The sequence below is a fragment of the Streptomyces viridiviolaceus genome (assembly GCF_014650995.1).
Taxonomy (GTDB): Bacteria; Actinomycetota; Actinomycetes; order Streptomycetales; family Streptomycetaceae; genus Streptomyces; species Streptomyces viridiviolaceus.
Window position 1 is genome coordinate 283,075 of the sequence record NZ_BMWA01000004.1, and the last position, 18,820, is coordinate 301,894.

The following is an 18,820-nucleotide window of genomic DNA, read 5'->3' on the forward strand; positions in this document are numbered from 1 at the left end:
CGTCAGTTGGTCCCGATCCGGGCCAGCAGCTCCACGATCCGGGACTGCACCTCGCCACTGGTGGACCGCTCCGCCAGGAACAGCACGGTCTCGCCGGAGGCCAGCCGCGGCAGGTCCGCCTGGTCGACGGCGGCGGTGTAGACGACCAGCGGGGTGCGGTTGAGCTGCCCGTTCGCGCGCAGCCAGTCCACGATCCCCGCCTGGTGCCGGTGCACCTGCAGCAGGTCCATCACGACCAGGTTCGGGCGGAACTGCCCCGCCAGCGCCACCGCGTCCGTGTCGCTCGCGGCCCGCGCCACCTGCATACCGCGCCGCTCCAGCGTCGCGGTCAGCGCCAGCGCGATTTCCGCGTGCTCCTCGATCAGCAGCACCCGCGGCGGATGCTGCTCGCTGTCACGCGGCGCGAGCGCCTTCAGCAGGACGGCGGGATCGGCGCCGTACGCGGCGTCGCACGAGGCCTGCCCGAGCCCGGCCGTGACGAGGACCGGCACCTCGGCCGCGACCGCCGCCTGCCGCAGCGACTGCAGCGCCGTACGGGTGATCGGCCCGGTCAGCGGGTCCACGAACAGGGCGGCGGGGAACGCCGCGATCTGCGCGTCGACCTCCTCGCGCGAGTGCACGATCACCGGCCGGTAGCCGCGGTCGCTGAGCGCCTGCTGGGTGGAGACGTCCGGCGCGGGCCACACCAGCAGCCGGCGCGGGTTGTCCAGCGGCTCCGGCGGCAGCTCGTCGTCCATCGGCTGCGGACGCGGCGGATCCGCCACCTCCACGGCCCCGCCCGGACCGTCCAGCGGCTCGGGCCCCTCGGCGGCGTTCTCGTCCGGCGCGCCTATGGCGTACGACCGGCCGGCGCCCTCGGTCGCCGGTACGCGCCGGGGCTGGCCGCCGGCCAGGGACTGCTGGGGCTGAGGTTGCGGCTGTGCCTGGGCCTGCCCCGGCCCCGGAGGCTGCTTGGGCACGGGCGGCTGCTCGGCCGGCGGATGCGGACGGGCCCCCTGTTCCGGGCGGGCGCCCGCCGGGTCGGGCGGCGTACCCAGCTTGCGGCGCCGTCCGGAGCCGCCCGGCTGGTGCGGCGCGGGCGTGGCCGACGGCTGCTGCACCTGGACCGCCTGCCGGTTGAACGGCACGCCCTGGCCCAGCGTCCGCACGCTGATCGCCCGGCCCTGGGTCGAGTTCGGGTCCACCGGGGCCCCGGCCTCGGCGGGCAGGGGCTGCGCGGCCCGCGGAGCGTTCTCCGGCGGCAGCGGGGTGCCCCGCCCCGGGGTGGAGGCGTCGGCTGCCGCCGGAACGGCCTGCGGGGGCATCGGGGCCGGTGCGGCCGGGGCGTCGGGGCCGGGCGTCGCAGCGGGGGCCGGGGTGCCGTGCGCGGGCTCGGCGCTCGCGGCGCCGTCCGGCGGTACGGGGGTGCCTGCTCCCGGCGTGTTTCCGGCCGCACCGGCGGCGGGCCACGGCTGCGGCACCGGAGCGCCCTGCTGCGGCAGGGGCCGGCCGGCGGGGGCGGGATGGGGCGCCTGCATCTGCTGCGCCGGCTGGGGCAGGGGCGACGCCGGAGGCCGAGCCGGGCCGGCCTGGACCGGCTGCCCGGCGGCGACCGGCTGAGCCCCGGTGCCCTGCGGCGGCACGGCGGCGGTCTGCGCGGGCACCGCGGTTGCCGGCAGCGGACCGGCCTGGGCGGGGATCTGCGGGCCGGGCACCGGGGCCGTCTCCGCGGGAGCCGGCTGGGCGACGGCCCGGCGACGGCGCCCCGTCGGCGCGCTCGCGGGGTGCGGCTGCGGCGGAGTGTGGTCGTCGGACTGGTCGTGCGGCACGGCGTCGTGCCGGCCCTCGTCGACCAGCCCGTCGCCCGAAGCGGCGGGGCCGGGAACCTGGAGCTGCCCCGCGGGCGCTTCCTGCACCACGGGACCCTCGGGGCCGGGCAGCGTCCCGTCCGCGTCGCCGGCCGCTCGCCCGGCGTCGGCGGAGGGCCGGTCCGCGTCGGCGGGCGGCAGGGCGAACACCTGACGCGGCGCCGCCTCCTGCGCGGCGGCACGCTCGTTCGCGGAGGCCAGGGCACGCCGCCGGCGTCCGGTCGGCTGTGAGCCCTCCGCCGGGTCCGCCTCGGTGGACTGCGCGGGCAGCGCCGGGGGCAGCGCGTGCTGTTCCCCCACGGCCCGCCGGGCACGCCGTCCGGTGGGCGTCGGCACGCCCTGCGGAGGCACGGTCCCGCCCAGAGCGGTGTTGGAGGCCGCGGCACCCGCGGCGTGCTCGGCGGCCGTGACGACGGCGCCCTCGGCCACGGCCGCGGAAGCGTCCTCGACCGCGCCCCCGGCCGCGTCGGCGCCCGCGGCCTCCGCGGGCCGCCCGCGCCGGCGCCCGGTGCCGCCGGACGCCTCGGCCGGCGCCTGTGCCGGAACCGGTGCCGGCTCCTGCGCCGCACGCCGCCTGCGCCGCCCGGTCGGGACGGCGCCCTCGGACGCGTCGGCCCCGTCGTCCGCCGCCCCGGCCGCGCCCGCGACCTCGCTCTCCAGGAAGGCGTCGGTGGAGCCCCGCCGGGCCCGGCGCCGGCCGCCGCCCGGCGCCGGCTCGATGGCCACCGCACCGCCGGCCGCGGGATCCGGGGCGGCCGGCGGTGCGGTCTCCTCGGCATCGACGGCCTGGACCTCGGCGGCGACGGTCCCCGCCCCGCCGCCGATCGGCACCTCCAGGACGTACGCGCTGCCGCTCATGCCCGGCACCTCGTGCGTCTGCAGCACACCGCCGTGCGCCCGCACGATCCCGCGCACGATCGGCTCGTGCACCGGGTCGCCCCCGGCGTAGGGCCCGCGCACCTCGATCCGCACGACCTCGCCGCGCTGCGCGGCCGCCACCACGACGGTGTTGTCCAGGTAACCGCCCGCCGACAGGGGCGTGTTGCCGGTGGCGTCGACGCCGGCCACGTCCGCGACGAGATGCGCGAGCGCGGTCGCGAGCAGCCGGGGGTCGACCTCGGCCTCGATGGGCGGCGCGTGCACGGCGAACTGCACCCGCCCCGGCCCGACCAGCTCGACGGCCCCGTCGACTCCGGAGGCGACGACGGCGTCGAGCATCACCTTCGTACGGGAGACGGCCTCGGTACCGACGTCGAGGCGCTGGTAGCCGAGGACGTTGTCGATGAGGGTGGTGATGCGCGAGTAACCGGCCGACAGATGGTGCAGCACCTGATTGGCCTCGGGCCACAGCTGCCCGGCGTCGTCCGCGGCCAGCGCGGACAGCTCGCGCCGCAGCTCCTCCAGCGGCCCGCGCAGCGAGGTCTCGAGCAGCGTGAGCAGCTGCTCGTGCCGGGCGGCGAGCGCCTCGTACCGGTCCTTCTCCCGCTCGCCGAGCGCGGCGTAGCGGTCCTCGTGGGCGGCGAGTTCCTCGGCGTGCTTCTCGCTCAGCTCCTCCAGGTCGGTCACGTGCTGCTGGCGCAGCGCGGTGAGCTCGGAGGCGTGCTCCTCGGCGAGCCGCTCGACCTCCTCGGCGTGCCGCTTCTCCGCCTCCTCCTGCTCCTTGACGAGCGCGTCGTACGGCCGCCGGTCGGTGAAGGTCATCACGGCGCCGACGAGCTGGTCGCCGTCGCGCACGGGCGCGGTCGTCAGATCGACCGGCACCTTGTCGCCGCTCTTGGAGAACAGCACCTGCCCGCGCACCCGGTGCTTGCGCCCGGAGCGGAGCGTGTCGGCGAGCGGGGACTCGTCGTACGGGAAGGGCGAGCCGTCGGCGCGCGAGTGCAGGACGAGGGTGTGCAGCTCACGGCCGCCGAGGTCGCTGGCGCGGTAGCCCAGTATCTGGGCGGCGGCCGGGTTGACGAGGACGATCCGCCCGTCGGTGTCGGTGCCCACGACGCCCTCGGAGGCGGCCCGCAGGATCATCTCGGTCTGCCGCTGCGAACGCGCGAGCTCGGCCTCGGTGTCGACGGTGCCGGACAGATCGCGGACGACGAGCATCAGCAGCTCGTCGCCGGTGTAGCCGTAACTGTCGTAGGCCTGCTGCCCGTTCTCCAGGTTGGCGCTGGTGACCTCGACGGGGAACTCGGTGCCGTCCGTGCGCCGGGCGACCATCCGCGTCGGCTTGGTGCGCGCCCGCGGGTCGATGTGGTCCGGCCGGCGCATGGACCCGGGGATGAGCCGCGAGTCGAACTGCGGCAGCAGGTCCAGCAGCCCTCGCCCGACCAGCGCCGTGCCCGGCGCCTCGAACGCCTCCAGCGCGATCGTGTTCGCGTTGACGACGGTGCCGTTGGCGTTGACCAGGACCAACGCGTCGGGCAGGGCGTCCAGTATGGCTGCGAGGCGAGCAGCGCCTCGGGATGGCCTGCTGCTCACGAGACGCTTCCCTCCTGATTACCGCACTTGCCGACCGCCTGAGCCATCTTGCCAACCGGCTCGCGGCGTGTCACGCGAGGGAGTCTAAGGGCTGGGGGTGTCCGCGCGGCGTCGGATGGCCGGGAGGTCGCACGAGGAAGTGACGCAGAACGTGTGACCGAGTGCCGCCTACGGGCGTCCCGGCGACCGAAGATCGGGCAGCAGCGGCACGAGACGGTCCCACCGGGCGATCCGGCAGCCGTCGCGTCGGTCGTACGTCGCGTCCACCGGGCGCCCGGCCCAGGTGCCGGTGACGTGCGCGGTGGCCGGTCCGCCGTACTGCATGGTGCAGACGCTGCCCTCGGGGACCGGCGCGAAGGCGTCCTCCCCCCACCGCGTGTTCCGCTCGACCGCGGCACAGGCGCGGGCCGGGTCGGGGTGGCTGCCGCCGGCGGGCCGGCAGAACAGCTCGTACGTCCCGTCCACGCCCTCGCCGGCGTCGCGGACGGTGACGGTCAGGTGATCACCGTCCCGGTCCGCGTCCCGGACCGGCGGTGGCATGAGGGGCCCGGCGGCGGTGCCGGTACCGGCGGGCGCGGGCGCGGCCGCGGCCGGGGGTGCGGCGGACAGCGGGGCGAGGGCGGCGAGGGCCACGGCGGTGGCGCCGAGGAGGCGGGTGAGCTGCAACATGACCTGACCAACGCGCCGGCCCGCCCGACGTTGCGCCGCCACGCGACAAGGGCTTTGCTCTGCGGGCCGCCCGCCTAGTACCGTAGGGGGCGATTGGTGACACCGCGCTCGGCTGTGTCATCATCGGCACGCACCGCCCGCGCTCGCCCGCGAGAGGTGATGTTGTCTGGAGGCGTCGCCTAGTCCGGTCTATGGCGCCGCACTGCTAATGCGGTTTGGGCCTTAAAGCCCATCGAGGGTTCAAATCCCTCCGCCTCCGCACTGATCATCGAAGCCCCGGTCCTCTCGGCCGGGGCTTCGCTGTTGCCCGGACCCCGCAGTCACGGGCCCCGCCCCCGGGCTGTGAGGCGTTTTCGCAGGTCACAAGGGGTGTGGCAATCGGATTTCACATGTCGGCGGCAGTCATGTAATGTTCTTCCTGTCGCCGCGAGCGGGCCGAAAGGGCCGGGAGCGGCGGGAAAACAGAACAAACAAGCACTCGTAGCTTAACGGATAGAGCATCTGACTACGGATCAGAAGGTTGCAGGTTCGAATCCTGCCGAGTGCGCACGGAACAGAGGCACCGGAGTGATCCGGGGCCTCTGTCGTTGTGCGCGTCAGTCGTTCCGGCAGTGTTCTTCCAGATATTCCGCCGCCAGCGCGCTCGCTCGGCCGAACCAGTCGTGCAGGACGGCGATTTCCTCGGCGGAGTAGTCGGCGAAGAGGGCGTCCATGCGGGTGTAGTACGGCGCGTAGACGTCCTGCATGCGGGCGAGCGCGGCCGGCTCGGCCGCCACGCGGACACGGCGGCGGTCCGCCGGGTCGGGGCGGCGGGTGAGGTAGCCGGCGCGTTCGAGACGGTTGAGGATGCCGGTCATCGCGCCCGTGGTGACGTGGGCGCGCTCCGCCAGTTCGCCGGCGGTGAGCAGCTCGTCGCCCGCCTCGATGACGAAGGCGAAGCAGGTGAGGTCGGTGACGTTGAGGCCGACCTGCTGGGCCATCTCCTGCTGGCCCACCAGATGGGTCGCGATCAGGTGGTTCATCGCCGTCAGTGCCTGCTCCGGGGTGGCCGCAGGGCGCGGCTTGGCTCGCACTTTCCCAGTTTCCTTAACTCTAAGAAGTTATGGCGCTAAATTGCTCACGTCGTGAGAGATTCTCGGGCGAGGGGGGAGTGACGTGAGCGCACATCAGTATGACCACGGGCACACGGTCGCGGGGTGGACCGGAGTCGGGATCGCGGCCGTCGGGTCGGCCCTGGTGGGGGTCGGGGTGTGTACGGCGTCGGCCGGGGCAGTGGCGGGCGGACTCGCCGTCGACGTGGTGGCCCTGCTGGTCACCTGGGCCCTGCACCTCGTCGGCTGGGGCAAGCCGCCGGGGCGGCGGCCCCGGGAGCAGTGGCCGATGCGCGCGCGGGACACGGGCGCGCGGGAGGGGCACGGCGGATGTCTCGGGTGCCGGCTGGCCGGGCGGGGGAGGCGGAAGGCGCGGACCGGCGCCGGGGTGGAGGCCGTCGCGGGCCCCGGGGCGACGGAACCGGCACCGCCGGCGCCCGTCGGCTGAGCGTCCTGCCCGTGGGCGTTGTCAGTGGCCGCGTCTACGCTCGGCGGTGATGGCACAGGTATGGAGGTGCTCGGGACTGCGGTGGTCGGCGGACGGTCCCGTGCTGGCATGGGTCGGGGGACGGCACAGCGCGCTGACCTGGGGGAAACGCGTGGCGTTCCAGGTCGCGGACGGGGGTGTGCGGACGTGCGTGGGAGCGCGGGGGCACGCGTGTCCGCTGCGGGCGGCCGTACCGGGGCGGAGCACGGGGGCGCGGTGCGAGGAGTGTGCGCGGCTGGACCGGGCGCACTCCGTCGCCGCCGACACCATCGCGGACGATCCCCGGCCGTACCACGTGTACCTGGCGTGGTTCGGGCCCGGCATGGTCAAGGTCGGGATCACCGCTGTCGAACGGGGGCCGGCCCGGCTGCTGGAGCAGGGCGCGATCTGCTTCAGCCGGCTGGGGAGCGGTCCGCTGATGGCCGCGCGGCGCACGGAGGAACTGCTGCGTGCCGCGCTCGGTGTGCCCGACCGGATTCCGTACGCGCACAAGCGCGCGGTGCGGGCGGTGCTGCCCGGGACGGAGGCGGAGCGGGCCGCCGAGCTGGCGGAGCTGCACGCGCGTGCGGTGACGCTCGGCGGTTGGCCGGAGTCGCTGGCACCGGAGCCGTACCGGGCCGTGGACCACGTCCGTGTCTTCGGGGGGCTCGGGCTCGCGGGCGGGCCCGGTGGGCCGGCCACCGTGGGGCAGGTGGCCGAGTTGGTGGCGGGCGGTGCGATCGGTGGTGAGCTGGTGGCGGCCGTCGGGCCGGACCTCCATCTGGCGACGGAGCGAGGGGTCGTCGTGCTCGACACCCGGCTGATGACCGGGTGGGGGCTGCTGCCCGTCGGCGGTGACCGGTGTGACGTGCCGGTGCGGGAGTTCAGGGAGGCCGCCGGAGTCCAGGACGGGCTGTTCTGAGGGAGAGGGGATCTGTTCGGGCCAGGCGGTGGACCCGGCGCGGGCGCGGGGCCGATGGTGGGTGCCATGAGTGATCACCACATGGCTCCGGCCGGCCCCGACGCGGTCGGCCGGTCCGTCGAGGCCGCGGAGGTCCGCCGTTTCTGGCAGGGACTCGGGCTGCCCGGGCTCGTCGACGTGCACACGCACTTCATGCCCGAGCGCGTGCTGCGCAAGGTCTGGGACTACTTCGACGCGCTCGGGCCGCTGACCGGCGGCGTCGAATGGCCGATCACCTACCGTGCGGAGGAGGACGAACGCACCGTTCTGCTGCGCGAGTTCGGGGTGCGCGCCTTCACGGCCATGCTCTACCCGCACAAACCGGGCATGGCCCAGTGGCTGAACGGCTGGGCGGTGGACTTCGCCCGCCGGACGCCCGACTGCCTGCACACCTCGACGCTCTTCCCGGAACCGGGGGCCGAGGCGTACGTCCGCAGGGCCGTGGAGGAGGGAGCCCGGGTCTTCAAGGCGCACGTGCAGGTGGGGGCGTACGACCCGGCCGACGAGCTGCTGGACGGGGTGTGGGGGCTGCTCGCCGAGGCGCAGGTTCCGGTGGTGATCCACTGCGGCTCCGGACCGGCGCCGGGCAAGCACACCGGCCCCGGGCCGATCGCACGGGTGCTGGCGCGCCACCCCCGGCTGCGGCTGGTCGTCGCGCACATGGGGATGCCCGAGTACGAGGACTTCCTCGATCTCGCCGAGCGGTACGACGAGGTGCGGCTGGACACGACCATGGCGTTCACCGACTTCAGCGAGCGCCTCGCTCCGTTCCCCCGACGGGCCCTGCCCCGGCTGGCCGGCCTCGGCGACCGGATCCTGCTCGGCTCGGACTTCCCCAACATCCCGTACCCGTACGTCCACCAGCTCCGTGCCCTGGAGCGGCTGGAGCTGGGCGACGGGTGGCTGCGGGGCGTGTGCCACGACAACGCGGCGCGGCTGTTCGCGGCGGCCTGACAGGGCCGGCCGGGCGGTCGGTTTCTCCCCGTCCGGCGCCCCGGCGCAGCGGGGGTCGCCGCGCTCGCCGGGTTCTGCGGCGGGCAAGACCGCGGGGCGACCGGCCCGGCGAGGAGGCGTTCCGGGGCGGCTGTCGGCTTCCTGAGCGCCGCCTGTGCGTTTCTCAGAGAAATCACAGCTCGGGGAAAGGGCTCTCTCAGAGCGTCCCGACATCGTCTCCGGTATGACCACGACCTCGCCCCAGGGGCGCACCGAACTGCTGAGGCCGGACGGGAGCCCCGTCCGGGTGCTTGTGGTGGACGACGAGCTGTCGATCACCGAGCTGCTGTCCATGGCCCTGCGTTACGAGGGCTGGCAGATCCGCAGCGCGGGCGACGGCCACGGCGCCGTCCGGACCGCGCGCGAGTTCCGGCCCGACGCCGTCGTACTGGACATGATGCTGCCCGACATGGACGGGCTGAGCGTGCTCGGGCGGCTGCGCCGCGAGCTGCCCGACGTGCCGGTGCTGTTCCTGACCGCCAAGGACGCGGTCGAGGACCGGATCGCCGGGCTGACCGCCGGCGGCGACGACTACGTCACCAAGCCGTTCAGCCTGGAGGAGGTCGTCGCCCGGCTGCGCGGACTGATCCGCCGGTCCGGCGCCGCCGACCGCCGCTCCGACTCCGTGCTGGTCGTGGGCGACCTCACCCTCGACGAGGACAGCCACGAGGTCACCAGGGGCGGCGACAGCATCCACCTGACCGCCACCGAGTTCGAACTGCTGCGCTTCCTGATGCGCAACCCGCGCCGGGTGCTCAGCAAGGCGCAGATCCTGGACCGGGTGTGGTCCTACGACTTCGGCGGACAGGCCAACGTGGTCGAGCTGTACATCTCGTATCTGCGCCGAAAGATCGACGCCGGGCGGGAGCCGATGATCCACACCCGGCGCGGTGCCGGCTATCTGATCAAGCCCGCGGCGTCATGACCGGCCGACGACGGCCGCGGCCGCGGACCCTGCGGACGCGGCTCGTCGTCGCGTCCGTCGCACTGATCGCCGTGGTGTGCGCGGTGATCGGCACGGTGACGACGCTGGCGCTGCGGTCGCATCTGTACGAGCAGTTGGACGGGCAGTTGCGGGAGGTCGCCGCCCGCGCTTCGGGCCTCTTCGCTCCCCCCGGCGGGCCGAAGGCCCGGGACCAGCAGGAGCCCGAGCCGGTCGACCTCACGGAGTTCGTCACCCACGGCCCACAGCCGAGCTACACCATCGCGGCGAAGGTGGAGAACGGCGTCGTCATAGAGGCCACCTATGGCGAGAAGTCCGAGGACGACTACTCGGTGAGCGCGAAGTCGCTCGACCGGGCACAGACCGCCGCGCTCGGTTCCGTGGCCCGGGACGAGGGCAAGCACACCGTGGACATACCCGGCCTCGGCGGATACCGCGTCACCTACCAGCAGGGCCCCAACGGCGCCTTCTACGTGGCCATCCCGACCACCGAGGTCGACAACACGGTCAACACCCTGATCCTCGTCGAGGTCAGCGTCACCGCCGCCGGCCTCATCGCCGCCTCCCTCGCCGGGACCGTCATCGTCGGCGTCGCGACCCGGCCCCTGCGCAGGGTCGCCGCCACCGCCACCAGGGTCTCCGAACTCCCGCTGCACAGCGGCGAGGTGAACCTCAACGAGCGGGTCCCGGAGTCCGAGTGCGACCCGCACACCGAGGTCGGCCGGGTCGGAGCCGCGCTCAACCGGATGCTGGACCACGTGCACGGCGCGCTGCACGCCCGGCAGCGGAGCGAGACGCGGGTACGGCAGTTCGTCGCGGACGCCAGCCACGAGCTGCGCACGCCGCTGGCCTCCATCCGCGGGTACGCCGAACTGACCAGGCGCGGCCGGGAACAGGTCGGCCCCGACACCCGGCACGCGCTGGGCCGGATCGAGTCCGAGGCCGGGCGCATGACGCTGCTCGTCGAGGACCTGCTCCTGCTCGCCCGCCTGGACGCGGGGCGGCCCCTGCAGTTCGAGCGGACCGACCTCGTACCGCTGGTCGTGGACACGATCAGCGACGCCCGGGCGGCCGGCCTCGACCACAGCTGGCGGCTCGACCTGCCCGACGAACCGGCGCTCGTGTCGGCGGACGCGGCGCGGCTCCAGCAGGTCCTCGTCAACCTGCTCGGCAACGCCCGCAACCACACCCCGCCCGGTACGACCGTCACCGCGCGCGTGCGGCGGAGCGGATCCTGGGTGTGCGTGGACGTCGAGGACAACGGGCAGGGCATTCCGCCCGAGCTGCTCCCGCACGTCTTCGAACGGTTCGCGCGCGGCGACTCCGCGCGCTCGCGCGCCACCGGCTCCACCGGGCTGGGGCTCGCCATCGTGCAGGCCGTGGCGGCCGCGCACGGCGGCGCCGTGACCGTCGACAGCGTGCCCGGGCGGACGGTGTTCACCCTGCACCTGCCCGCCCTGGCGGCCGAGGACGGCCATCAGGTCCGCTCACAGGCACAGCACAGCGTCACCACACGGGCGCGACAGGGGGTTTGAGAAGAGTCGGTCCCATGCGAACCGACTCTTCTCCCGGCACCCTGCCGGCCCGGGAGCACCTCCCGGCCGCAGGAGCCGGTGCGCCCGTCCTGGACGTAGTGATCCCCGTCTACAACGAGGAGAAGGACCTCCGGCCGTGCGTCCTCAGACTGCACGAGCACCTCACGCGCACCTTCCCGTACGGGTTCCGCATCACGATCGCGGACAACGCCTCCACGGACGCCACCCCGCACGTGGCCGCTCGACTGGCGGACCGGCTCGCGGAGGTCAGGTCCTTCCGGCTGGAGCAGAAGGGCCGCGGCCGGGCCCTGAGGACCGTCTGGTCGGCCTCCGACGCCCCGGTCCTCGCCTACATGGACGTGGACCTGTCCACCGACCTCAACGCGCTGCTGCCCCTGGTGGCCCCGCTGATCTCCGGACACTCCGACCTCGCGATCGGCTCCCGGCTGGCGCGCAGCTCCCGTGTCGTGCGCGGCGCCAAGCGGGAGTTCATCTCCCGCTCGTACAACCTCATCCTGCGCGGCTCCCTCCAGGCGCGCTTCTCCGACGCCCAGTGCGGTTTCAAGGCGATACGCGGGGACGTGGCCCGGGTGCTGCTGCCGCTGGTGGAGGACACCGGCTGGTTCTTCGACACCGAGATGCTGGTCCTCGCCGAGCGCGCGGGCCTGAGGATCCACGAGGTGCCGGTCGACTGGGTCGACGACCCGGACTCCACCGTGCACATCGTGAAGACGGCGACCGACGACCTCAAGGGCGTGTGGCGGGTCGGCAAGGCCCTGGCCACCGGTTCGCTGCCGCTGGACCGGCTGGCCCGGCCGTTCGGCGACGACCCGCGGGACCGGGACATCGCGGACGTTCCGCAGGGCCTGGCCCGTCAGCTCGTCGGCTTCTGCGTCGTCGGCGTCCTGTCCACCCTCTTCTACCTGCTGCTCTACAGCGGCTTCCGCCTCTTCGCCGGCTCGCAGCTCGCCAACGCCCTCGCCCTGCTGGTCTCGGCGGTCGCCAACACCGCCGCCAACCGGCGGCTGACCTTCGGGGTGCGCGGCCGGGGCGGCGCCGTACGGCACCAGGCGCAGGGCCTGGTGGTCTTCGGCATCGGGCTCGTCCTCACCAGCGGCTCGCTCGCCGCCCTGAACGCGGCGACGGCCGACCCCGCCCACTCCACCGAACTGGCGGTGCTGATCGCCGCCAACCTCGCGGCCACCGTGCTGCGTTTCCTGCTCTTCCGGGCCTGGGTGTTCCCGGACGCGCCGCGAGCCCCGCACCGGGCGACCGCGGCCGGCACCACGGTCCCCATCCCCTGCCGCGCCGGTGACGTCGTCGACGCGGACCGCACCCGGGGCGAGCCGACCCTGCGGCTGCAGCCGGTGCGCCCCGCCGACACCGACCCGAGGGACGGACGATGACGACGCACCACGCCCCGGCGGCCCGTCCGGGGGACGCGCCCGCCGCGGACCGGTACCCGCCCCCAAAGGCCCCTCCCGGGCCCCGGCGGCCCCTCGGCCGGAGACTGTGGCGGGGCCGCCCCGAGGACCCCCGCTGGGTGCGCCCAGCCCTCCTCGGCCTGCTGCTGGCCACCTGTGTGCTCTACCTCTGGAACCTGAGCGCCTCCGGCTACGCCAACTCCTTCTACTCGGCGGCCGTCCAGGCCGGCAGCCAGTCCTGGAAGGCGTTCTTCTTCGGCTCGCTCGACGCCGGGAACGCCATCACCGTCGACAAGCCGCCGGCGGCGCTGTGGCCGATGGCGCTGGCGGTGCGGATCTTCGGTCTCTCGTCCTGGGCGATCCTCGTCCCCGAGGTGCTGATGGGCGTCGCGACGGTCGCCGTCGTGTACGCGGCGGTGCGCCGCCGGTCCGGTCCGGCGGCCGGGCTGATCTCCGGTGCCGTGCTGGCGCTGACGCCCGTCGCGGCGCTGATGTTCCGGTTCAACAACCCGGACGCCCTGCTGGCGCTGCTGATGTCCCTGGCCTGCTACCTCGTCGTCCGCGCCCTGGAGGACGGCCGGACCAAGTGGCTGGTGTGGGCGGGCGTCGCGATCGGCCTCGCGTTCCTGGCGAAGACGCTCCAGGCGTTCCTGATCCTGCCCGTCCTGGCCCTCGCCTACGGCGTCTGCGCCCCGGTGCGCCCGGGGAAGCGGCTGGGTCAACTCGCCCTCGCCACCCTGGCACTGCTCGTCTCCGGCGGCTGGTGGGTCGCGGTCGTGGAGCTGTGGCCGGAGTCCTCCCGCCCGTACATCGGAGGCTCGCAGAACAACAGCTTCCTGGAACTGACCTTCGGCTACAACGGCCTCGGGCGGCTCAACGGCGAGGAGACCGGCAGCGTCGGCGGCGGTGGCGGCACGGGCGGCGGCGGACAGTGGGGCGAGACCGGCTGGGACCGGATGTTCAACTCCGAGATCGGCGGCCAGATCTCCTGGCTGCTCCCGGCGGCTCTGATCCTGCTGGCCGGGGGGCTGATCGCCACGCGCGGCCGCGGTCGTACCGACGCCGCCCGCGCGTCCCTCCTGGTCTGGGGCGGTTCGCTGCTGATGACCACGGCCGTCTTCAGCTACATGGCGGGCATCTTCCACCAGTACTACACGGTCGCCCTCGCCCCCAGTCTGGCCGCGGTGGTCGGCATGGGCGCGGCGGCCCTGTGGGAGCGGCGCGAGCGGATCTGGGCCTCGCTGACCCTCGCCGCCGCCGTCACGGCGACCGCGGTCTGGGGGTACGTCCTGCTGGGTCGCACGCCCGACTACCTGCCCTGGCTGAAGTGGCTCGTCCTCGTCGGCGGCCTGGTCGCGGCGCTCGGCCTGATCTTCGTGGGCCGGGTGGGGCGGCGGGTCGCGTTCGCGGCGGCGGGGCTGGGCGTGGTGGCCGCGCTGGCGGGTCCCACGGCCTACACGCTCAGCACCGTCCAGGAGGGGCACACCGGTTCCATCGTGACGGCCGGTCCGTCCGGCGCGAGCACGATGGGCGGCGGTGGCCGCGGCGGCGGGCCCGGGGGCGGCGGCTTTCCGGGCGGCGGGAACCCACAGGGGCAGGGGCCGGGTCAGAACCAGGGTCAGGGCCAGGGCCAGGGAGGGCCCGGTGCCGGTGGCTTCCCCGGTGGCGGTGGCCTCCCCGGCGGCGCGCCCGGCGGGAGCCGGCAGGGCAACGCCCTCCCCGGCGGCGGCGCGTCCGGCGAGGGCGGCCGGACGGGCGGCGGTGGCGGCATCGGCGGCCTGCTGAACGGCTCCGAGGTCGGCTCCGAGGCCAGGAAGCTGCTGGAGGCCGACGCGGACCGCTACACGTGGGTCGCGGCGGCGATCGGCTCCCAGAACGCCGCGAGTTACCAGCTGAGCACCGGCGACCCGGTGATGGCGATCGGCGGCTTCAACGGCACGGACCCGTCACCCACACTGGAGCGGTTCAAGAAGTACGTGGAGGACGGCAGGATCCACTACTTCATCGCCGGCGGCGGCATGGGCGGCGGCGACTCCGGCACCGCGGCGCAGATCACGTCCTGGGTGGAGGCCAACTTCACCGCGGTCACCGTCGGTTCGGCCACCTTCTACGACCTCACCCGGCCCTCGGGCGACAGCTGACGAGTCGGCAGGGGGAGGGCGGTGGCTCCGGCCGCCGCCCTCCTTCCGCGTCGTACGGAAACCTTCTTGTACAGCGTATGGGGACCGCTATACAGTGTATGGCATGACGACGACCCCGCAGGACCAGGCGCAGGCCGAACCCGCGCCCCAGGGCCACCCGCAGCGCTGGCTGATCCTCGGTGTCATCTGCCTCGCCCAGCTCACCGTCCTGCTGGACAACACCGTGCTGAACGTGGCGATCCCCTCCCTCACGAGCGAGCTGGGCGCGGCCACGTCCGACATCCAGTGGATGATCAACGCCTACTCGCTCGTGCAGTCCGGGCTGCTGCTCACCGCGGGCAGCGCCGCCGACCGTTACGGCCGCAAGAAGATGCTGCTCGCGGGCCTCGTGCTGTTCGGCGCGGGCTCGCTGGTGGCCGGCCTCGCGGACTCCTCCGGCCAGCTGATCGCGGCACGCGCCGGGATGGGCGTCGGCGGCGCGCTGCTGCTGACCACCACCCTGGCCGTGGCCATGCAGATCTTCGCGCCCGAGGAGCACGTGAAGGCGATCGGCATCTGGAGCGCGGTCAACGCGCTGGGCTTCGCCTGCGGGCCGCTGATCGGCGGCTTCATGCTGAACCACTTCTGGTGGGGCGCGATCTTCCTGATCAACCTGCCGGTGGTGGCGCTGGGCCTGGTGGCGGTCGCCGCCCTGGTCCCCGAGTCGAAGAACCCGCAGGGCGACCGCCCCGACCTGCTCGGCGCCGTGCTCTCCACCATCGGCATGGCCTCCCTGGTCTACGCGATCATCTCCGGACCCGAGCACGGCTGGACGTCGGCCCGGGTGCTGGTCACGGCGGCCGTCGCGGTCGTGGTCCTGGCAGTGTTCGCGTACTGGGAGAGCCGCGTCCCGTACCCCATGCTGGACCTGCACTTCTTCCGCCGCCGGTTCACGGGCGCGGTCGCCGGCGCGGTCCTGATCACTTTCGGCATGGGCGGCGCGCTGTTCCTGCTCACCCAGCACCTGCAGTTCGTGCTCGGCTACGGCCCCCTGGAGGCGGGCCTGCGGACCGCTCCGCTGGCCCTGTCGGTGGTGCTGCTGAACTTCTCCGGGCTGTCCGCGAAGTGGACCGCGAAGCTGGGCACGCCGGTGTCGATCCTGCTGGGCATGGTGCTGATGTCGGCGGGCCTGGTGTCGATCGCCACGCTGGCCGAGCACGGCTACGGCGGCACGCTGCTGGGCCTGCTGCTGATCGGCGCCGGGACCGCGGTCGCCAACCCGGCCATGGCACACGCGATCATGAGCGCGATCCCGCCGGCGAGGGCGGGGGTGGGCGCCGGCATCAACGGCACGCTGGCGGAGTTCGGCAACGGGCTGGGCGTGGCCGTGCTGGGCGCGGTACTCAACTCCCGCTTCGCGGCGCTGGTCCCGGTGGCGGCGTCGTCGTTGCCGGCGGCGCTGGCCTCGGCGGACGGGGAGGCCGAGGAGGCGCGGATCGTGGACGCGTTCTCCTCCGGGCTGGAGACCAGTCAGCTGGTGGGGGCGGTTGCCGTGTTGCTGGGCGGGGTGCTGGCGGCCGCGTTGCTGCGGAGGGCGGAGCGGGCAGACTCGGAGGTCGGGAGCGACTAGAGCTCCTGTGACGTGCGTTGTCGCGCGGTCGACGAGTCGAGGAGAGGTGCGTATGGCGAAGGCAGGCCAGCAGGGGCCGCGGTCCAGCGTCTGGCTGCAGGACCGGACCCGTCGGAGCAGGCGGGGCGGTGGGCAGCCGTCCGGGCTGGACCGTGAGCGGATCACCGAGGCCACGGTGCGGCTGCTGGACGCCGAGGGCCTGGCCAAGTTCTCCATGCGCCGCCTGGCCGCCGAGCTGAGCGTCACGGCGATGTCCGTCTACTGGTACGTCGACACCAAGGACGAGCTGCTCGAACTCGCCCTGGACGCGGCCTTCGGCGAGCTGCGCCGGCCGGATCCGGAGGCCGACGAGGACTGGCGCGAGCAGCTGCGCGCGCTGGCCCGGGAGTACCGCGCGCTGCTGGTGCGGCACCCCTGGATGTCCCGGCTGGCCGGCACCTACCTCAACATCGGGCCGAACTCGCTGTCCTTCTCCCGGTCGGTGCAGCGGATCATGCGCCGGACCGGCCTGCCCGCGCACGGTGTGACCGGCGCCATCTCGGCCGTCTTCCAGTTCGTCTACGGCTACGGCACCATCGAGGGCCACTTCATCGCCCGCGCCGCCGCCACCGGCCTGTCCCCGGACGAGTACTTCCAGCACGCCATGAGCGCGGTGGCCGAGGCGCCGGACACCGCAGGCGTGATCCGGGAGTCCCAGGACATCATGGCGGCCCGCGGCGGCGGTACGTTGACGGAGATGCTGGGGCGGGACTTCGACTTCGCGCTGGAGCTGCTGATCGCGGGGATCGAGGCGATGGTGGAGCGCGGGCGCCGCTGACGGCGCCTGCCGTGCGTCAGTCGTCGTCGGCCAGCCGCGCCGGGAAGCCGCCCGTCGCCACCGGCCCCCACCGCTCCGGTGTGACGCGGATGATCGACTTGCCCTGCTTGATCATGGCCTGCCGGTACTCGTCCCAGTCGGGGTGCTCACCGGCGATGTTGCGGTAGTACTCCACGAGCGGCTCGACGGAGTCCGGCAGGTCGAGGACCTCCGCCGTGCCGTCGACCTGCACCCAGGGGCCGTTCCACTCGTCGCTCAGCACGATGAGGCTGACGCGGGGATCGCGCCGGGCGTTGCGCGTCTTGGCCCGCTCCGGGTAGGTGGAGACCACGATCCGGCCCGAGTCGTCGACACCGCAGGTCAGCGGCGAGCCCTGCGGGCTGCCGTCGGCCCGCCGGGTCAGCAGGATCGCGCGGTGCCGGGGTCGTACGAAGTCCAGCAGTTCGTCCAGGGACACACGGGTGTTGGTCGCGATGTTCGGTGCCATGCCGTCAGCCTAGGCCGGTCACCGGTGCCGCGCGCTCAGGCCCGGGCTTCCGGTGCGAGTGCCTCCGTCAGGTTGTCGTACACCGGTACGTCGCGGCGCAGGCCGGAGAGTTCCAGCACGCGGCTCGGTGCGCCCTCCGGGGCCGCGACGACCCTGAGCCGCGCCCGGCCGTCCAGTCGGCTGCGCACCTCGTCGAGGAGACGGACGCCCTGGGAGTCCATGAAGACCGTCGCGGTCAGGTCCAGCACGAGGAGCGGCGGCAGGTCGGGCCGGCTGTCGACGGCCGCCATGATCAGGGGCAAGAGCCCGGAGGCGTTGCAGAAGTCGATCTCGCAGGGGAGCGCGAGCAGGATGCAGCCGGGCGGGTCGCACGGCTCGCACGGACTCGGGAGGAAGGTCATGTCACTCACCTGGCAGACGTTCGTCCGGATTCCGGCAAGGCCGCTTCCTGACCCGTTCGTCCATTCCACCATGCCGACGCACCGGTGCGGAAGGCGTCCCCCGGTGCGTCGGCCGGGCGTCATCCCGGCGCAACCGAGCAGCTAAAGTGCTGTCTGTCCTGTGCTCGCAGTCGGGAATGTGCTGCGGAGCTCTCCTGCGCACGGCCACTCGCCGTGCATGCCGAAGAGGTTCGTGGTGACTGCGTCCGAATTTACTGATTTGCCGCGTTTTCCGGTGGGTTTCGAGCTGGCCGAGGCCCTCACGGCGGCGGCTCGGCAGCTGCACGAGACGGCCACCCCGCACAGCACCCTGAACACCGCGGTCGAGCTGGCGGTGCGCCTTCTGCCCGGCGCCGAACACGCCGGTATCTCGGTGATCGAGCGCGGCAACCGGCACCGCGCGCTCGCCTGGACCGACGAGGTCGTGCGCTCCGCCGAGTCCGGGCACGACGGCCGTGTGCCGCATCCGGACCGGGAGCACCTGTGGACCACGCCCGTGGTGCGCATAGAGGACAGCGAGGCCGGCGGCGGCAACGCCCTGTCCGACCTCGGCCTGCGCTCGGCACTGTCCCTGCGGCTGCGCGCCGACCGGCGCCGGCTGACCGTGCTGACGGCGTACGCCCGCAAGCCGCGTGCCTTCGGTGAGGACGCCACGCACGTGGGCCGCCTGTTCACCGCGCACGTCGGCCTCGCCCTGGACTCGGCGACCGTGCGCGAGCAGCTCACCGAGGCCATGCGCACCCGGGACCTGATCGGCCAGGCCACCGGCATCCTCATGGAACGCATGAACATCGACGCGGCCGGGGCCTTCGAGAGCCTGGTGAAGGCGTCGCAGCGGGAGAACGTCAAACTGCGCGACCTCGCCCGCCGCATCGTCGACGCGCACGGCGCCCCGGGAGGGCGGGGCGTGAGCGAGCGCTGAGGG

At 73.9% G+C, this 18,820-nt stretch carries 15 protein-coding genes and 2 tRNA genes; 12 read left to right on the forward strand and 5 right to left on the reverse strand.

Going from position 1 to position 18,820, the window contains the following annotated elements; all coding sequences use genetic code 11:
* Positions 1-2: 2 nt before the first annotated feature.
* Together IE260_RS07255 and IE260_RS07260 are read right to left on the reverse strand one after the other, a co-directional pair.
* Entirely contained in the window at positions 3-4,319 is a 4,317-nt protein-coding gene (locus IE260_RS07255) for a hybrid sensor histidine kinase/response regulator (protein WP_189869638.1), read from the reverse strand.
* Positions 4,320-4,487: 168 nt separating this feature from the next.
* Positions 4,488-4,988, reverse strand: a complete 501-nt coding sequence (locus IE260_RS07260; protein ID WP_189869639.1) for an SSI family serine proteinase inhibitor — start codon at positions 4,986-4,988, stop codon at positions 4,488-4,490.
* Between the two features lie 168 nt (positions 4,989-5,156).
* On the opposite strand from IE260_RS07260, the gene IE260_RS07265 reads away from it, so the two are divergent.
* Both IE260_RS07265 and IE260_RS07270 read left to right on the forward strand, forming a co-directional pair.
* Positions 5,157-5,247, forward strand: a tRNA-Ser gene (locus IE260_RS07265).
* A gap of 215 nt (positions 5,248-5,462) precedes the next feature.
* Positions 5,463-5,535 (forward strand) — tRNA-Arg (locus tag IE260_RS07270).
* Between the two features lie 49 nt (positions 5,536-5,584).
* Here IE260_RS07270 and IE260_RS07275 read toward each other — a convergent pair.
* Positions 5,585-6,061, reverse strand: a complete 477-nt coding sequence (locus IE260_RS07275) for a MarR family winged helix-turn-helix transcriptional regulator (protein ID WP_189869640.1) — start codon at positions 6,059-6,061, stop codon at positions 5,585-5,587.
* A gap of 82 nt (positions 6,062-6,143) precedes the next feature.
* Between IE260_RS07275 and IE260_RS07280 the strand changes: the two genes are divergently transcribed.
* The 9 genes from IE260_RS07280 to IE260_RS07320 all read left to right on the forward strand — a co-directional run bounded on the left by IE260_RS07280 (position 6,144) and on the right by IE260_RS07320 (position 16,968).
* Positions 6,144-6,527 carry an HGxxPAAW family protein gene (locus tag IE260_RS07280; protein ID WP_229880487.1) on the forward strand — a complete coding sequence of 128 codons (384 nt, stop codon included), beginning with the start codon at positions 6,144-6,146 and terminating at the stop codon, positions 6,525-6,527.
* A gap of 49 nt (positions 6,528-6,576) precedes the next feature.
* Positions 6,577-7,467: a DUF2797 domain-containing protein gene (locus IE260_RS07285; protein ID WP_189869641.1), complete on the forward strand. Its 891-nt coding sequence runs from the start codon at positions 6,577-6,579 to the stop codon at positions 7,465-7,467.
* Positions 7,468-7,533: 66 nt separating this feature from the next.
* Positions 7,534-8,460 carry an amidohydrolase family protein gene (locus IE260_RS07290; RefSeq protein ID WP_373303322.1) on the forward strand — a complete coding sequence of 309 codons (927 nt, stop codon included), beginning with the start codon at positions 7,534-7,536 and terminating at the stop codon, positions 8,458-8,460.
* Between the two features lie 223 nt (positions 8,461-8,683).
* On the forward strand, positions 8,684-9,424 hold the full coding sequence (locus IE260_RS07295; protein WP_189869642.1) for a response regulator transcription factor: 741 nt from the start codon (positions 8,684-8,686) through the stop codon (positions 9,422-9,424).
* Complete coding sequence (locus IE260_RS07300; RefSeq protein ID WP_189869643.1) at positions 9,421-10,977, forward strand: sensor histidine kinase; 1,557 nt, start codon at positions 9,421-9,423, stop codon at positions 10,975-10,977. The genes IE260_RS07295 and IE260_RS07300 overlap by 4 nt, the downstream gene beginning before the upstream one ends.
* Before the next feature lie 14 nt (positions 10,978-10,991).
* Complete coding sequence (locus tag IE260_RS07305) at positions 10,992-12,383, forward strand: bifunctional glycosyltransferase family 2/GtrA family protein (protein ID WP_189869644.1); 1,392 nt, start codon at positions 10,992-10,994, stop codon at positions 12,381-12,383.
* The gene (locus IE260_RS07310) at positions 12,380-14,542 is read left to right on the forward strand and encodes an ArnT family glycosyltransferase (protein ID WP_189869645.1); all 2,163 of its coding nucleotides are present in this window, start codon (positions 12,380-12,382) and stop codon (positions 14,540-14,542) included. The genes IE260_RS07305 and IE260_RS07310 overlap by 4 nt, the downstream gene beginning before the upstream one ends.
* 103 nt (positions 14,543-14,645) lie before the next feature.
* Entirely contained in the window at positions 14,646-16,151 is a 1,506-nt protein-coding gene (locus IE260_RS07315; RefSeq protein ID WP_189869646.1) for an MFS transporter, read from the forward strand.
* 52 nt (positions 16,152-16,203) lie between these two features.
* Positions 16,204-16,968: a TetR/AcrR family transcriptional regulator gene (locus IE260_RS07320; protein ID WP_189869647.1), complete on the forward strand. Its 765-nt coding sequence runs from the start codon at positions 16,204-16,206 to the stop codon at positions 16,966-16,968.
* Between the two features lie 16 nt (positions 16,969-16,984).
* On the opposite strand, the gene IE260_RS07325 is transcribed toward IE260_RS07320, so the two are convergent.
* Together IE260_RS07325 and IE260_RS07330 are read right to left on the reverse strand one after the other, a co-directional pair.
* Positions 16,985-17,455 (reverse strand): PPOX class F420-dependent oxidoreductase, encoded by a 471-nt coding sequence (locus tag IE260_RS07325; RefSeq protein ID WP_189869648.1) that lies wholly within the window; start codon positions 17,453-17,455, stop codon positions 16,985-16,987.
* A 35-nt stretch (positions 17,456-17,490) separates the two neighbouring features.
* A complete protein-coding gene (locus IE260_RS07330) occupies positions 17,491-17,856 on the reverse strand; it encodes an STAS domain-containing protein (protein WP_189869649.1) in 366 nt (121 codons plus the stop codon).
* A 217-nt stretch (positions 17,857-18,073) separates the two neighbouring features.
* Between IE260_RS07330 and IE260_RS07335 the strand changes: the two genes are divergently transcribed.
* On the forward strand, positions 18,074-18,817 hold the full coding sequence (locus IE260_RS07335; RefSeq protein WP_189869650.1) for an ANTAR domain-containing protein: 744 nt from the start codon (positions 18,074-18,076) through the stop codon (positions 18,815-18,817).
* Positions 18,818-18,820 lie beyond the last annotated feature (3 nt).